At 40.6% G+C, this 16,543-nt stretch carries 11 protein-coding genes; 1 reads left to right on the top strand and 10 read right to left on the bottom strand.

Annotation, left to right across the window (positions count from 1 at the left end):
* Positions 1-5: 5 nt before the first annotated feature.
* The 10 genes from ACFOSV_RS13590 to ACFOSV_RS13545 form a co-directional block, all read right to left on the bottom strand.
* The gene (locus tag ACFOSV_RS13590) at positions 6-668 is read right to left on the bottom strand and encodes a LytR/AlgR family response regulator transcription factor (RefSeq protein WP_377906564.1); all 663 of its coding nucleotides are present in this window, start codon (positions 666-668) and stop codon (positions 6-8) included.
* Between the two features lies 1 nt (position 669).
* Positions 670-2,079, bottom strand: a complete 1,410-nt coding sequence (locus ACFOSV_RS13585) for a sensor histidine kinase (RefSeq protein ID WP_377906563.1) — start codon at positions 2,077-2,079, stop codon at positions 670-672.
* A 294-nt stretch (positions 2,080-2,373) separates the two neighbouring features.
* Entirely contained in the window at positions 2,374-3,840 is a 1,467-nt protein-coding gene (locus tag ACFOSV_RS13580) for an SLC13 family permease (protein ID WP_377906562.1), read from the bottom strand.
* Between the two features lie 85 nt (positions 3,841-3,925).
* Positions 3,926-8,044, bottom strand: a complete 4,119-nt coding sequence (locus ACFOSV_RS13575) for an amino acid adenylation domain-containing protein (RefSeq protein WP_377906561.1) — start codon at positions 8,042-8,044, stop codon at positions 3,926-3,928.
* A 10-nt stretch (positions 8,045-8,054) separates the two neighbouring features.
* Positions 8,055-8,285, bottom strand: a complete 231-nt coding sequence (locus ACFOSV_RS13570) for an acyl carrier protein (protein WP_377906560.1) — start codon at positions 8,283-8,285, stop codon at positions 8,055-8,057.
* A complete protein-coding gene (locus tag ACFOSV_RS13565) occupies positions 8,282-9,043 on the bottom strand; it encodes a phytanoyl-CoA dioxygenase family protein (protein ID WP_377906559.1) in 762 nt (253 codons plus the stop codon). Before ACFOSV_RS13565 ends, ACFOSV_RS13570 begins: the two co-directional genes overlap by 4 nt.
* Positions 9,044-9,046: 3 nt before the next feature.
* The gene (locus tag ACFOSV_RS13560) at positions 9,047-10,579 is read right to left on the bottom strand and encodes an amino acid adenylation domain-containing protein (protein WP_377906557.1); all 1,533 of its coding nucleotides are present in this window, start codon (positions 10,577-10,579) and stop codon (positions 9,047-9,049) included.
* On the bottom strand, positions 10,576-11,721 hold the full coding sequence (locus ACFOSV_RS13555; RefSeq protein ID WP_377906556.1) for an acyl-CoA dehydrogenase family protein: 1,146 nt from the start codon (positions 11,719-11,721) through the stop codon (positions 10,576-10,578). Before ACFOSV_RS13555 ends, ACFOSV_RS13560 begins: the two co-directional genes overlap by 4 nt.
* Positions 11,722-11,731: 10 nt before the next feature.
* Positions 11,732-13,972, bottom strand: a complete 2,241-nt coding sequence (locus tag ACFOSV_RS13550; RefSeq protein WP_377906555.1) for a TonB-dependent receptor — start codon at positions 13,970-13,972, stop codon at positions 11,732-11,734.
* Positions 13,973-14,105: 133 nt separating this feature from the next.
* Positions 14,106-15,179, bottom strand: a complete 1,074-nt coding sequence (locus ACFOSV_RS13545; protein ID WP_377906554.1) for an ornithine cyclodeaminase family protein — start codon at positions 15,177-15,179, stop codon at positions 14,106-14,108.
* A 136-nt stretch (positions 15,180-15,315) separates the two neighbouring features.
* On the opposite strand from ACFOSV_RS13545, the gene ACFOSV_RS13540 reads away from it, so the two are divergent.
* The gene (locus ACFOSV_RS13540) at positions 15,316-16,542 is read left to right on the top strand and encodes a HupE/UreJ family protein (RefSeq protein WP_377906553.1); all 1,227 of its coding nucleotides are present in this window, start codon (positions 15,316-15,318) and stop codon (positions 16,540-16,542) included.
* Position 16,543: the final 1 nt, after the last annotated feature.

The following is a 16,543-nucleotide window of genomic DNA, read 5'->3' as shown; positions in this document are numbered from 1 at the left end:
TTTGATCACAAAATCGAACCAGAAAAAGTGACGCTAACTGGGACGATATGCTTTCCTAAATGCACCTGATGTCGCTCGATCTTATCCAACCGATTTTTGTTCACTATGAACGACCGATGTGTACGCACAAAGGAGGAGGGAAGCAGCTGTTCTAATTCTCCAAAAGTCATTCGTGAGATCAGCTTTTCATTGTCCAATTGAAAAGTGACATAATTGCCTGCAGCTTCGCAAAAAAGAAGTTCTGAGAAATTGACTCGAATTTGCCCTTCACTAGTTTTTATAAAAAGATGATCAGAAGCGTCATTGGGCTGCAATTCCTTCCATTCCTGAGCCTTTTGACAGGCTTTCATAAATCGACTCAAGGGAAATGGCTTGAGTAAATAATCCATTGCATCCAGTTCAAAACCTTTCACAGCAAAATCAGAATAGGCCGTGGTGAAGATGACCATGGTTTCTTTTGGTAATAGGGACGCAAGATCGATTCCTGAAATATCAGGCATATTGATATCTAGAAACACCAAATCCACATCGTGGTTACGCTGATATTCGAGTCCTTCGATGGCATTCGAAAAAACCGCTTCTAGGTCAATAAAGGGTACTTTTGAAGCATGGGACTTGATGATTTCTAAGGCCATGCTTTCATCGTCTATGGCTATCGCTTTGAGCATATCAACCAATTTGCAAAGAAAAATGGACAAAATGCTCCGAATCGTTGCCGACGATGGTCAGTTTGTGTTTGTTTGGGTAAAGTAATTCGAGTCGTTTTTGCACATTCTCAAGTCCAACACCAGATTCATCTTTAGGATCTTCCATTGCTTTTTTCGGATGGACACTATTGACTACATCCAGATGAATTGATCCTTTCATGCATCGGAGATTTATTTTTATCCAAGACTTACTTTTAGTACTGATACCGTGCTTAAACGCATTTTCTATAAAAGGAATAAGCATCATTGGTGCGATTTGACCTTCACAGAAATCTTCTTGAATTTGAATATCCAAGTCCAAATTTGGCTCTTTTCCAAAGCGAAGGAGTTGGATGTTCAAGTAGTTTTGAAGGTACTCGATTTCTCGTTTCACGGAAATTTGATCTTGGAGATTTTCATGGAGCATAAAGCGCATCATGTCACCTAGCTTTTGAATTCCGTCTGAGGTCTTTTCTGCGTTTTCCACCAAAGCACTTCCATAAAGCGTATTCAGAGCATTGAAAAGGAAATGAGGATTGATTTGAGATTTAAGGAAACTCAGATTTGCCGATCCTTGATTGACTTGTATGTTCAATTCATTCACCTGCCCTTCAAATAAAGAATATCGATCAAACGCCATATTGGAAAGAGGGAACACCAACAATTGGATAAATGCCACAGCTGCCATTCCTACCAACAAAGCCTCTTCAGCTCCAGAAGATGCCGCAATGATCAAAAAAGTAAGTAAGATCAGAATGCTTAATCCCCAATTAAAGATTCGAGAACGTTTTAGTTTACCCTTCTTTTTGTTGTTGTAGACGAAGTAATAATTGTAAAGAACCAAAACTGCTGAGGCGGGAATAATCATAAGAAATATGATCAAGCTGGTCTCAGAAACTGCGAGCCTAAAAGAGATTAAGAAGATCAGCAAGAAGAAAAACATCAATACCAAGCGAATGGTATTGTATAGTTGAAAATCAGGAAATCGAGGGGGTAAGAAAATTTGATTCATCAAAAAAGTAATCACTAAATATCCCAAATAGAGAGCTACAGTAGTGAGGAAAAACGGCTGAAAAATAGATTCTGAAAATCCAGCGCCATAAGAAAGTAGGCCTGTGGCCATCATGCTAAACACAAAAATCAAGACACAATAGGTCAAAAAAGGCCAAAACTTTCCGGTCTTTCGGAAATTGGGATATACGGCCACATGCACTAAGTAGAATGATCCGAAAAATATCGCTGGGATAAGGACCTTAGCAAAATAGCGAAAGCCGGACTGATAGTCCATGCGGCTCATGTTTCCGCCTAATACATTCACCAGAATGATGACCAAAAAGACAAAAGTCATCAGTTGCCATTCGATCTTTCTGAAGTTTAGTAGTTGGTTTTTCATAAAAACTGGGTTCAATTACATTCGATTTTGATTCAGAAATCAAGGCTAAATGCTCAGAGCCAAGGAAAGTGTATATCAAAACATAATTGGAACAGGTTATAAATCCCACCCAAAATTATTAGAAAATAATACGCCTTCCTTCGGTTCATTTCTTTTGATTTCATTGATGAACCAAGATTATGGGCTTTCCCTTTGTAGCACAAAAAAATGTGACGAAAAGGGAAATTTTCGGGACGGAATGGATTTATAATTCAATTTGCCTCTTTATGAGAAGCATTTTTACATCCTTAATCTCTAAAAAGGATATTCAAGTAAGTCGATACCCCACATTTTAGGCAAAATGAAATAAACGGTGATGGAAATGAGGATAACTGAAATCAGATTCAGCCAAAAGCCTGCTTTCACCATATCTTTCATTTTGAGAAATCCTGATCCAAAAACAATTGCATTTGGAGGAGTGGCAACAGGGAGCATGAAGGCGCAGCTTGCGGCAAAAGTAGCACCGACCATCAATCCAAAGGGGTGAATGTCCAACTTCAGAGCAACTGAGGCCAAAATGGGTAGAAGCATAGAAGCAGTAGCTACATTGGAGGTAACTTCTGTAAGAAAGTTTACAGAGGCGACAATGATCAGCAACAGAGCAAAAAAGCCTATACCTTCAATAAGCGTGAATCTTTCGCCGATCCATACGGCTAGTCCCGTTTCCTGAAAGCCTTCAGCCAGAGCAAGTCCACCACCAAAAAGAATCAGAATTCCCCAGGGAATTTTCTCCGCGGTTTGCCAGTCCAATATATTTTGATCCTCTTGGGAAGAGGGAAGGAGGAAAAGTAAAATTACTCCTATCAGGACGATAATCGTGTCGTTTATTTCTGGGAAAAATGGGGTGATAAGTAGGTCTCGGGTGATCCAAGCAATACAAACTAATCCAAACACAATCATCACTGTTCTTTCCTCATAGCCGATTTTGCCTAAGGCTTTCAATTGATTGTGAACTACATCTTTTCCGTTTTCTATGCTAAAGTTCTTGGGCAGGGGATTTGCGAAGCGAACCAAATAATACCAGCAAACTCCGAGAAGGAAAAGCGATAGTGGAAGTCCGAAAGCAAACCATTCGTTAAATCCTATGGAATAATCGTACAAATCCGCAACCACAGCCACTAAAATGGTATTTGTGGGTGTGCCGATTAAAGTGGCTACCCCTCCAATGGAAGCACCATACGCGATACCCAACATAATGTTTTTGCCCAAACTTGAAGCAATTTCGCTATTTCCACTTCCGAGCTGATTGCGGAATTGGGCCACCACAGCCAAACCGATAGGCAACATCATAAGGGAAGTTGCCGAATTGGAAATCCACATGGAAAGTAGTCCTGTGGCTAAAATAAAGCCTAAAACGATTTTCCGTAAATCACTCCCAATCAGGTGAATTGTGGTCAATGCTATTCGCTTATGAAGGTTCCATTTTTCTATGCCAGTAGCCAAGAGAAATCCACCCATATAGAGCATCACCGTGGGATGCATATAATTTGCAGATACAGTCTTGATAGGTAAAATACCGAGTAAAGGCAAAACAATTAGTGGGAGAAATGCCGTTGCGGCGATAGGAATAGCCTCGGTAATCCACCAAATAGCCATCCAAGCTGCCAAAGCAAGCATGGTTTGCGCATCGGAGCTTAAATCCGGTGAGCTCACAAAAAAGTATAAAATCAAAAAGGCCAAAGGGCCAAGGAAAAGACCGAGTGTGGTGACTTTTATTTTCATAAAGTCTAAAGCTAAAAAAAATCAGCTGATGGAGCTGATTTATCTGATCATTGGGATTGATTTCTTTCGAAAAATGTGGGTAAAATCATTTGATCCCCATTCTTTTCTTGATTTCTGAAGCGATATACTTTGATAGTTCTCGGATAGAGTCTTTCTCAAAAAAGACCTGAACTCCTATTTGGAAATTCAACTTGTTACTCAATAAGGACACAATTCGAATCGCTGAAAGAGAATTGCCGCCCAGAGGAATAAATGAGTCCGTGACGTCAATTGCCTCTATTTTCAATACCGAACACCAGGTATCATGCACGAGTTGCTCGATTTTATTTTGAGGTGGCGTGAGCTCCTTATTCACTGCCTCTCCTTTGTTTGGAGTACGCCTGATCAAGGAAGCTTTGTCCACCTTTCCATTTGAAGTAAGCGGGAAAGCATCAACCTGGATAAAGTTGGACGGAATCATATTTTGAGGTAAATGCTCACGCAAATACTCCAAAAGCTGGTTTTTATCTATTCTAGAGTTAGCCTTAAAATAGGCCCGAATCTCTTTGGTGTTTTCTTGATCCTCTAAGCCAATATCTATCATCAACTGCTTGATTTCATCAGGGCTAAGTTGGTCGTTAAGTTCATCAATGGTTTCCTCACGCTTTTTATGCCCAACTCGTACATCCCAACTGTAGGGGAAAGCATAATTATGATAACCTTTCTTTTTCTTGTGCACAAAAATTCCCAAATCATTGATAATACAATTCGTGCTTCGTCCCGTATCTGTGGGTCTTTTCCAGCCTATTTTTTCATCCAAATAAGCATACATTTCAGAAAGGCTTACATCGCTAAAGCGGTAGAAGTCCACAAATGACACCTTCTCAAAAACCTCATCGGTTTCAAACATGGAGACGTCGAGATATTCACTCACAGCATCTTTGCTTCGGTGATAGGATTTTCGTGCTTCAAGGATAATGTTATCAATATCTGAGGGGTCGAAGTTTTCTTTGACAAAAAGCTCTTCAGTTAGCCTAGTTTCAAAGAATTGACCTCGTGATAGTCCAGTGACGATTACAGGAATGTTTTTGTCTAGAGCCAATTTGGTACTTAGGGTGTATACGGTTTTAAAGCAGCCATTGCAAACATTTTGATGTCGCTCGATGCTATCTCTAAAGATCGCATTCATCGCCTCTGTGGTTCCGTAAATATGATCTACTCCGAGTTGCTGGGTCGTATTATCGATATTTTGCTTGGCATGATCGGAAATAAAACCATTGTCCAAGGTAAAGGCCAATACCTTCATATCTAACTCAACAAGACGAGCTAGCGCATAGCTGCTGTCTTTTCCACCACTCAGAAGCATCATGCAGTCATACTGAGCCTCTCTTCCTTCACCAAGACCTAAAATCTCAGATCGAAGATTATCAATGGATTTAAAGTAGGAAGAAACGTTTCTCTGATAGTCTTCGAAAGATTTACACAGACTGCAAACTTGCTCCTCATCAAAAGTCGCATCTGGATAATTGGAGGGGAGTCCACAATTCTTGCAGTAAAAATCAGGCGCCTCAAAAAGATCTTCATTGGCATCCGCCAAAGCAATATGGGCTTCTTCGATTCCTGGAAAGCCTGCAATCAGCGATTCTAGCTCACTGGATTCAATTCGTACGCCATTCAACTTAATTTGCTCGTCTTGACGTCCTAAAAATTCCAAGTCGCCGTTCGAAGCCAATCTTGCCAAATCGCCTGTTTTGTAGATTATTTGCCCCGGATCGAAAGGATTTGGAATAAACGATTGATCAGTTCTTTCTGGATTCTTGAAATATCCCTTCGCTAAAACCGCTCCGCCTAAGTAAAGCATAGCTGAAACACCTTGAGGAACGGGATTGAGTTTTCCGTCTAGTATGTAATATGAACAGCCACTAATTGCCTGACCAATAGGTACATTTAGCAAGGTACTCTTTGGATCGAAACGATGAACGATACAACCTACAGTGGCTTCGGTTGGGCCATACTCATTGAAGATGGATGCATTAGAACCAAGGCTAGTCTGCAGCTCCTTTGCCAGTTTGCTTTCCAAATTTTCACCCCCAAGAATGGCGACTTTTAATTTGGAAGACTGCAAGTCTCTATCTTTAATCAGACGTGCATGAGAAGGAGTGAGCTTGATGGTGTTGATTTGATCGTTTTTGATTACTTCCAAAATAGAAAGATCTGGACCACTGCCTGATTCGGGATAGATATGCAGACTACCACCACTCACCAAAGGCAGGAAAATAGAGGTAATAGTCAGATCAAAGCCTACTGAAGTGAATAATGGCATGCTGACAGGCTTTCCCGTGCTGTACATTTTCTTTGCTTCCGAAATGTAATTTGAGAGAGAAGGAAGCTCAATTTCAACACCTTTTGGTTTACCGGTGGAGCCTGAAGTGAAAAGAATGTATGCAAGCCTTTCAGGGTCCAATGTGATGTTTCGTCTTGCGCTTGGTGAAGGAATCTGATTCAATTCTTGAATTTGGAGGTCCAAACAGGGAGTTTGTCCTGAAATATCGGTTCTTCTACTGATCAGAATTTTTGGTTCTAAATCCTCCAAAATCAGCTCAATTCGCTTCTTTGGCAAGTCTATGGGTAAGGAAACAAATGCCGCTCCCATTCTAAGACAGGCCAAAACAGAAACCATGTAATCCATAGATCTAGGCTTATGGATTGCAACAATATCGCCTTGCTTTATTCCCTTTGAAGACAAATGATCAATGGCTTTCCTTACAAGCAAATTAAGCTCTCCATAATTCAGCCTTTTCCCATTTTCAACTAACGCAATTTCATTTGAATTTTGTTCAAAACTATTGGCAAGTTGCTCATCCAAGGATTTTGATAGACTAATTCCAGTTTTCTCTGTCTCGATCAAAACACTTTCTTCACTAGGAGTGGCGAGTTTGATATCTGTAATCAGAGTTGATTCATCAGTCAAGCAAGCCTGAACAAGATTTTTAAAGTGGAGTGGGAGCCGCTCGATTTGTCCTGACCCAAGATAGCGCTCATTAATGTCGAAGTAGAAGTCTAGATTATCCTTTTGGTTAAAATCAAAAGCCTGAAATCTGATCTCGTGTCCAGCGTCTAATTGATCTGGAAAAAGCCATTTAGTCCTTGTGGGAATGTTACCAAAATCCCCAAAATAAAGCGGGATATAATTGATGATTAAATGAATTCCTCTAGAATTTTCTAAGGTCTGAGCGCCAGGGTGCCCGTTCTTAAAAAAGTCAAAAAGTTCTTGTCTAACCTTCTTAAATAAACTAGCGAAACTATCAGTACTATCTATTTGAATATCAAAAGGTAAAACTTCCATAAGAAGCCCGGAAGTATTCTTGAATTTTGCCAAATTTCGGTTCGGAAATGGACTTCCGAGTCGGATAATAGATTCACCTGAAATCCTTGAAACAAATCCAGCAAATAGGGTAGCCCAAATTGTGAATTTGGTCAACTCAAGATTGAAGGATCTGTAGCCTTCAGCATTAGATTTTTCTTGAATTAGAGCTTTGAGTTCCTCATTGAAAGGCAAACGAATTCGTTTGGCTGAATTTATACTAGAGTCAATTGGATTACCATAGAGCAGAGGCTGCTTCACTGGGTTTTGCCCTTTCTTTTTCCAGTAGTTTTCAGACTTTATATTTTGCTCATTTCGTTTGCTAAGCTCTACGGCTCTAAATTCCGAGAAGGTTCCTTTTTCAGCTAATTCAGTCTCTTTTTGATCTAGAATAGCAAAATATAGTTTGGCCATTTCCTCAAACAAAACCTTGAAGGTCGTGGCATCAGCCAGGATATGATGGATATTTAAGTACCAGATAAATCGTTCATCTTCGAGCTGAATTAGAACCGAATCAAAGGTACAGTTATGAAGATCAATGGGTTTTTGAATTCGGTCATTAATCCAATCTTTAATCTCAGAGGGATTGATTTGGAGAAATTCTAGATCATAATCAAACTCCTCAAGAACCAGCTGAAGAACCTCATGATCTTCCGATTCATGAAATACGGTTCGGAGGGAATCATTCGTTGCAATAAGACCTTTAAAGGCCTTTTTAAATGCTGATGGATCTATTTTTCCCTCAAGTTCAAAAGTATGAGGGAGATGATTTGCGGTTGATTCTGGGGCAAATTTTTGACTTGCCCAAATACTTTGCTGGCTCCCGGTGAGGGTTGATTGAGCTTGCTGGCTGGATTGCAATTTCTGTAATTTATTGTGTGCGCTGCTGCGCAATGTATTCTGTAATCGAAGATACGGTATTGAAATTTTCAATAACCATATCCTGAGCGGGAACTTTGATATCGTAGACTTCTTCGATGTGGGCGATCAGCTTCATGATGGTAATACTATCGATCAAGCCACTGCTTAGCAACTCCTCTTCCTGCGTAACCGGAGTGTCAATTTCTGTACTGATATACTGAATGAGTTCCTCTGTCATCATTTCGGATTTAAAACTGTTTTGGTCCTTTTGACCATATATTCTGGTCTTGGGTTGGGTACTTCTTGGATATTGTGCACCGGGTTGAAAGTAAACATTAAGAGCTTTCGATCGATAACTCCCATGTTTTGGTAAGAAGCGTGCAATACATTACTACTGAAAATGTAGGCATCTCCGGCTTTTCCGGTCAGGGCTTCGATTGGTCTATATTTCGACACCATTTCAGCCAAGGTTTCACGAGTGATCATGTACTTTAAATTCTCATCATGAACCCCGTCTGGGTTATTGAGATAGGAGGGAACCTCACCTTCCTTTTGTGAAGAAGGAATTACTAAAATAGGTCCATTTGCTACATCCACATCGGACAGCATCACGGCAAGCGTCAATGCCTCAGCCTCAAGCATTCCATCTTCTTTCCAAAATTTAAAATCCTGATGCCAAGTCCATACTCCTGATTCTAGGCTGGCTTTTGTATTTAATTTGGATTGAAAGAGATAAAAATCGCTCTTCAATAACTGAGCAATCGCCTCTCGAAGTTTCAAGTCATCAATCAAAGACTTGACCTCCGGCAGAAATTGTTCAGGAGCGAAAACCGTTCGAATTTTTCCTGAGTTTTTCTCTCTGAAAAATTCCGGACCATCCATTTCTTCAAACTTATCCAGTGCAGTATTAAGCGCACTGAGGTCTTTACCTCCCACAAGACCTTCTAATTTTAGAAAGCCCTGGTTTTCATATTCTTGTATTTGCGCTTGGCTTAGCATATTTCAGTTAGCAAATTGCTTTTCGAGTTCTCGGTAATGTACTTTCCCATTGTCTGAATGCGGCATTTCAGGCACTTCAAACAGATGTTTGGGAATGCTTTGCTTGGGTAAAAACTTTAGCAAGGTACGCTTCAATTGAGTCATGTCTAATGAATCTCCCTGAGGAACGATTGCTGCGCAAAGTTCTTTTACTCCATCAAAGGTGGTGGTGAATACCGCAGCATCTTTGATTTCAGGAAGTTTGATCAAAACCTGCTCCACGGCTCCCAATTCTACACGATAACCGCTGATTTTGACCTGCCTGTCTATTCTTCCTACGAAGACGAGCTCCTCATTTTCATTTAAATAGACTTGATCTCCGGTACGATAAAAACGAATGCTCTGGCCATCTCTCGTAAGATGATAAAAAGACTTCTTATTCAATTCATCATTGTTCCAATAACCAGACATCATGGTTACCGAGTGTATCAGGAGTTCCCCAGACTTACCCTGCTTCATGGGCTTATCATTTTCATCCAGTAATAAGTACTCCGTATTGTCCCAAACTTTCCCGATGGGTACTTCTCGATTGACATCCAAAGATTTGGGTACTGTATAGTAGGTACATTGATTTACTTCAGCTGGCCCATAAACATTCGATACTTGCGCACTTGGAGCTTTGTTCAATAACATTTTCACCTGAGTGGGGGGGAAGGACTCTCCTCCATATTTGATCCATCGTACGGATGGAAAATCCAGATCAAAACCACCTCTTACTAGTGAGATAAATAATGACGGAACTGAATAAAGGATGGAGATTTCATTATTGCGAACTGCTTCGCAAAAGCTACCCAGCATGATCAATTCGCTATAATTGAACACATACGTGGTACAGCAGGCATACATTGCTGAGAAATACCCAAAGGTACTCTGATCAAAATGTAAAGAAGCCACATTCCCGATCACATCATTTTCTGTGACTTGATAAAGCTTGGTTGATTGTCTTGCATAAGCCAAACCACTCTCATGGGTATGAACAATTCCCTTGGGCTCTCCAGTGGAACCTGAAGTGTAGATAATGTATGCATAATCGCTTGGCGCTATCGCCACTTGAGGTAATTCATCGCTGAACCCAGTGAAGACTTCCTCCCAAGAGACGTCCTGAGTGGATCCTAATTCGAGTAAGTCCGGGCTAGCAATCTGATCTAAAATACGCTGATGAGCTGGGATAGATAACACCACCTTAATTTCACAATCCTTGATAATGGCTTTAAGCTTTTCAGCCGGCTGTGCAGGATCCAATGCCACAATCACTGCACCAGTCTTCAGGATTCCATAGAGGCCATATGCCGTGTAGATATTTTTCTCAATGAGTATACCCACTCGATCGCCCTTTTGCACTTCATTCTCGATCAGCCAATTTGCAATCTTATTGGTTTTAAGATCAAGATCTTGATAGGTGATATGACCTGAGGCACTCTTAAAGGCAATTTTATCCGGATTCTTTTTTGCTCCGGCTGATAAAAGTTCGCTTAATATGGTACTCTTTGAATTCACTGTACTCCGTCTAGTTTAGCGATTATATTTCGTTGAATATCGGAAGTGCCTGAATAGATCAATCCACCCAAACCATCGCGAAGGTCTCGATCTATTTCATATTCAGTGACCACTCCTTTGGCTCCAAAGATCCGAATAAAATCAGTGCTGGATTCCACAAAAGCTTCACTAATATACAATTTGGCCATGGCGGCTTCTTTCATTAATGGAAGCTTTTGCTGATCTAGATAAGCCACTTTGTACAGATGCATTTTTGATGTCTCTAGTCTCAATCTCATATTCGCAATGCGATGTGAGATGGCTTGAAAGTTTCCAATAGTTTTTCCGAAAGACTTTCGACTATTGGCGTATTTGATGGTCAGTTCGAGCTGTTTTTCCATTCTTCCAATCTGACTGGCAAAGATATAACCACGCTCTGATTCCATAGCGGAAGAAAACAAGCTCAATCCCGAGCCCTCTTTACCTAGGCGATTTTCTTCAGGGACGAAGCAATCTTTAAAATAAAGGTTTCCCATAGGAGTGGTACGCATACCAACTTTGTCTCTGACCTCGCTTACAGTGAACCCATCCATGCTTCTATCCACAATAAACGCTGTGATTCCCCAGCGTCCGAGTTTTGGATTGGTGGTGGCAAATGCCACGGCAATTTCACAAATAGGGGCAAGGGTGATGTAATGCTTTTCCCCATTGAGGATATAGCCTCCATCCACCTTTTCTGCGGTCATTTCAAGTGCATAGGTGTCCGATCCAGACCCTTCCTCGGTAATGCCAAAAGCACCAACTGTCCCGGAGATTAATTTCCTTAGGTATTTCTTTTTTTGATCATCGGTTCCGAATGCCTCGATCGCCACTTGTGTACTCCACATTTGGGAGTTAAGTGAAAAGGGTAGACCATTATCCGAGCTGCCATAGCCCAAGCCTTCGAGCATCAATACAGCTGTCATGATATCATAGCCTGAGCCACCATATTCCTTTGGAAAAGGCCAACCTAGTACTCCAAAATCAGCACACTTTTTCCATTCTTCCGTTGGGAAAATGTTGTTTCTTTCCTTTTGAGAAACGTCCGTATTTAGGTGCTCTTGGGCAAAAGTCTTGGCTTTTTCCTTTAGGGCTAATTGCTCCTTGCTCCAGCTAAAATCCATGAAATCTTGACTAAAATGTAAATCTGATAAAGCCTCTGAAATTGAATGGAGTACCAGGTGTGAAGTGAATTTCACTTACAGGAGAAGGCTCCAAGCTTCCATCAGCTAGGCGAATTCTTGATTCAGTATCAAATTGGGTTTCTTTCCAGTCAGTGTCAAGTAGATTTTCGACAAAAAATCCAATAGTGAATGCATTGAAGGAATAGCTGGCATTTAAATCCAAAACAGTATATCCCTCAGCAATGACGCTATTGTCCTCATTTGCTGGTCTATCCTGTAAATATCTAGTTCTCAAGGCACCTGCAAAACCATCTTTTTCGAAACTCAAACCACCGGTCGTGGTGATTCGTGGAGCTAAAGGAATAAAGTTTTCTCCCTCTGCATCGTCAATGCTTCTTGCATAAGAATAGGTAAAGTCTCCATCAAAATAGATCCAGTTGTTTGCCTGCCAACGCACACCCAAATCAACACCCCGACGAGCGGTACGTCCACTAGCTTCCACGATTCCCGCATCTCCAACATAAACAAACTCCTGCTCCAGCCTCAAATACCACAAAGCTCCATTAACAATCAATCTTGGCATCAATTTGAAATTACCTCCCAAGTCTGCACCAAATGCTCGTGGTAGAATGGACTCATTGTTTGGTCTCTCCAGAACCAATCGAGTGTCATTAGAGTGAAAGCCTATACCTGACTTAGCATAAACCTGTACATTATCATTTACGGTGTAGATGAAATTCAATTTTGGACTGAATACCGCAGCAGTAAGCGATTGAGGATCATATTCTGGTGTCAACTTATCTTGGTACAAATAGGAAAAATAATCAACTCGTACTCCTGGATTGATTCGAAGCTTATTCAGATAGAGATCAAAGTTTACGTAGCTATAATAATTCGACTCTGTGATATCACCTCTTTGGGTTACAAAACGAATACTGTCTCTATTTTTTGTCCCTTCTAATTCATTGTCACGGCTGTCATCATTTCTTAGACCGACACCAAATTGAAGAGCATATTCTCCACCACTGAACTCGTTGCTGTAGGTCAGCTGGCTCTCAGCACCAAATAGGGCACGAGTTTCTCCCTGACGGATTTGATCTCCATTCACAGAGTCTTCTAGAAAGAATGTGAAGTTGGAGAAAAGCTCAAAATCATAAGTTGAGTAGTAGACATTGTTTTTGATAAAGAGTCTATCATTGATCAGCTTGGTGTGATTAAGGGCGATGTTGGTTCGACTAGTGTATCCTCCTTCAGTATCATCCAAAGCACCGAAATTGGTGATTTGACCACTTTCCACAGCACGAATCGGAATTTGTCCAGATGCATCCCACTTACTGGTGAAATAAGAGGCTAATACGCTGATATCACTTCCATCGTCTAAGGTCAATCCATACTTACCCATAAGATTGATTCGATTGAAGTTCTGACTGGCTTCGAATGGTCCGTCACTTGCCAAATATTCTGCAGCGATGTAGGCGTTGTTTTTCTTTTCGTTAATCAAATTGAAAAGACCAACAGTTCGAACTGTGTTGAAGCTTCCGCCTTGTACAGACACAGAACTTTTTTCTAAAGCCCGCTTGGTTTGAAAATTCACATAACCAGCTGTCGCAAAGTTTCCTTTATCAGCATTGTATGGACCTTTATCAAAATCCACACGCTCTACTGTTTCAGGTATCAAAAAGTGAAGATCAGAATAACCTTGTCCGTGAGCATGTGAAACCATATTCACTGGCATTCCATCTACGGTGATGTTGATATCTGTGCCATGGTCAATATCAAAACCTCTCAAAAAGATCTGCTCGGCTTTTCCACCTCCTGCGTGCTGACCGATAAATAAACCTGGTACTTTTCTCAGGATATCTTGAGATGTGTTTACTGGATTGACCTTTAGATCTATCCTTGAAAGGGAGATCAACGGATTCACTTCTTGGTTAAATACCACTTCTCCGAGCTCAATAGCTGCCTCTTTCATACGAATAGTGACTTCCTTGGACAAATCTTCCACTACAATAGTCTGGGTTTCAAAGCCTACATAGCTGACTTGTAAGACGTCGCCAGTATTTACCCCAGATAACACAAAATAACCAGACCCATTTGTATGGGCGTGGTTTTCTGAATCACTATGGATAATGTAAGCCCCAATTAATGGAGAACTAGACTGATCTAATACTCGACCTCTTAGTGATTGGGCATGGACTGATAAGGCAAGTATGGAACATAAAAAAACGGTAAAGAGTAATTTTTTTATCATACCGTAAGAGTTTGGTGAATGTTGTGCATTTCTTAGTAAAGAAAAGATTATGAAAACTATTAGACAAGTTACTTCAAATAGAAGTCAATTGTTTTGACATAAATCATAAATCTGATTTAATCTTAGCGTTTACCTATTGGTTGGAGTGGATCAATTGGTGCAGGGAACCGTATGGATTTTTTTCATCCTCAGAAAATGACTCTATTTTCATAGCCTTTCCAAGACCGAGTTCCTTAGCATATTCCGCAAAAAGATTTGCCACCACTTGATCCTCCAATGCCCATCCTGTAGAGTCAAAGACCGAAAGTCCAAGCTGGTATTTTTCTTGCAAATCCGCATTCCGCGCCACTTCTACCCAAGTGGGACCGATTTTACTTGGATCCATTTGCTGACATTCTCCTTCGATCAAGGCCTGCTCCAAAAAGTCTGGGCAAACATAAGCTTTCTCCAATAGTGATAGCGGTAATTCAAATTTGCCTGGAAAATCAGCTCCAACAGCATTGATATGTAGATGTGCTTTGGTTTGATAGGTATCGAAAAGTGGGCCTTCCTCTGGAGCAATGGAAGTAGCGGTGCAAAGTATATCCGATCGATTCAAAATCTCTTCAATGCTGGCTGACTTGGGTCCGGCAGCAATATCGATAGGAGCAAGGCGATCCTTCAAGCTTGCTATGGAGTTTTGATCTGTGTCATATATGATGATCTCTTCGATTCCAAACAACCTTGAAATTGCATGTACCTGAGTTACCGACTGTGCTCCACATCCAATCAAGCCTAATACTTTGGAATTTTTAGACGCCATTAACTTGCTGGCCACGGCGCTAGATGCTCCGGTTCGTAAGGCAGTGAGCAAAACTCCATCTACTAAATAATTCAAATGCCCAGTATGCGCATCATAGCATGAAATGGTGGAAAGTATGGTCGGGATTTTAAATAAGTCGGGGTTTTCCGGATGATAGCCCACAACTTTAATAATGACCTCTTCACCTTTTTTCATAAGTGGCATCCATTCCACTAAACCCAAAAAAGGTTTTTTATAATTGAAACCGGAACGAGTAGGGATGTGAGTATCTTCGGGGGAATAATCCAATAAAGCTTTTTCAAGACGATCAATAAGATCATCCATTACTGTGTTTAAGCCTTTTTTTCTGATTATTTGCTGTACTGCGGTACTGTCAATAATGGTACTCTCTTGATTTTTATTCATTCTTGTTAAAAGCAATCAACAATATACTATTTTGATTTCAAGTGGCAATTGTTTTTTTTTACCCAGCTTAGTGGCGGGGCCAACAAAATGGCCTTGTCTAATGTTCTGAATCAGATTTAACCCCTACCAAATCCCCATGACCCTAACCCAATTATTGAGAACAGGTTTTATTTTTGTCCTATTTTTTGCCTTCAGTATTCACCAAGTAGAAGCGCATAGACCCAATCAAAACTATATTTATTTAAGTATTTACGAGGGTCAAATGGACTGTCGAGTAGAGCTTAGAAAAAGTGATATAACGAAGGTTTTTGGGTATGAATATGGACCTGGAGTGGTACCAGATCAAAATGGCGCCGAGGTTCAAGCAATGGTTAGCTACATTTTAGAAAACTTAAAATACAGCTCTGAAAATGGGGGTCATGACCTTGTATTTACGGACATAGACTTACTGGATTTGAATGGAGATGATTTCCTTCTTTTCAATTTTTCCATGACTAATATGAATCCTGTCCCATCGGATTTGAAGGTTTATGATCAAATTTTCGTCAATGAACTCAGTGGACATGAATCTCTTTTGCACATCGAGCGAAACTGGAAAACAGGTGTATTAGCAAATGAGGCTCTTCCATCTCTGATTTTTGGCAGCTCTTCCCCAAACCAAACCTTGGACATTGAAGAGGGCTCAGTTTTCACAGGTTTTATGGCGATGGTAAAGTCTGGTGTTTACCATATTTGGATTGGGTTGGATCACATTCTATTCTTGATCGCCTTATTGATTCCTTCAGTGATTGTTTATCGTCCTCAGGACCCTAAAGGAAGATGGTTAGGGATTAAATACACAGATTTTGAACCAGAAAAGAGCTTCAAAACAGCATTGATTTCAGTAGTCAAAATCATTACCATTTTCACCCTAGCGCATTCCGTGACACTGAGTTTAGCGGCTTTGGATGTGATTAATCTCCCTTCAAGACTCGTTGAGTCCATTATTGCTATCTCCATCGCCATGGCGGCATTCCATAATATTGTTCCCTTCTTGAATAAGCGGGAATGGCTCATTATTTTGATTTTCGGGCTATTTCATGGATTTGGTTTTGCTTCAGTACTTGCTGAGCAATCCAGAGGTGGAGAATACCTTGTGTACTCACTGGTTGGATTTAATATCGGGGTTGAGCTAGGTCAGTTGGCCATTATCCTTGTGGCATTTCCAGTTCTTTTTGTGCTGAGCCGAGTAAAATTATATTACATCATTGTAGTCGGCTTCTCCTTGCTCTTAATGGCTATTTCGGCCTATTGGATTATCGAAAGAGCCTTTGGATATGACTTGAAGTTGCATACTTGGTTACTTGAACAAGGAATCCTTTAAT

It is taken from the genome of Algoriphagus namhaensis (assembly GCF_042649705.1).
Classification (GTDB): Bacteria; Bacteroidota; Bacteroidia; order Cytophagales; family Cyclobacteriaceae; genus Algoriphagus; species Algoriphagus namhaensis.
The sequence above is the reverse complement of the archived record's forward strand: the minus strand, read 5'-3'. Positions and strand labels throughout refer to the sequence as shown.

Bases quoted from the DNA above. Each gene is read 5' to 3' on its own strand.
- ACFOSV_RS13590 (WP_377906564.1), bottom strand. From the start codon at position 668: ATGCTCAAAGCGATAGCCATAGACGATGAAAGCATGGCCTTAGAAATC.
- ACFOSV_RS13585 (WP_377906563.1), bottom strand. From the start codon at position 2,079: ATGAAAAACCAACTACTAAACTTCAGAAAGATCGAATGGCAACTGATG.
- ACFOSV_RS13580 (WP_377906562.1), bottom strand. From the start codon at position 3,840: ATGAAAATAAAAGTCACCACACTCGGTCTTTTCCTTGGCCCTTTGGCC.
- ACFOSV_RS13570 (WP_377906560.1), bottom strand. From the start codon at position 8,285: ATGATGACAGAGGAACTCATTCAGTATATCAGTACAGAAATTGACACT.
- ACFOSV_RS13565 (WP_377906559.1), bottom strand. From the start codon at position 9,043: ATGCTAAGCCAAGCGCAAATACAAGAATATGAAAACCAGGGCTTTCTA.
- ACFOSV_RS13555 (WP_377906556.1), bottom strand. From the start codon at position 11,721: ATGGATTTTAGCTGGAGCAAGGAGCAATTAGCCCTAAAGGAAAAAGCC.
- ACFOSV_RS13550 (WP_377906555.1), bottom strand. From the start codon at position 13,972: ATGATAAAAAAATTACTCTTTACCGTTTTTTTATGTTCCATACTTGCC.
- ACFOSV_RS13545 (WP_377906554.1), bottom strand. From the start codon at position 15,179: ATGAATAAAAATCAAGAGAGTACCATTATTGACAGTACCGCAGTACAG.
- ACFOSV_RS13540 (WP_377906553.1), top strand. From the start codon at position 15,316: ATGACCCTAACCCAATTATTGAGAACAGGTTTTATTTTTGTCCTATTT.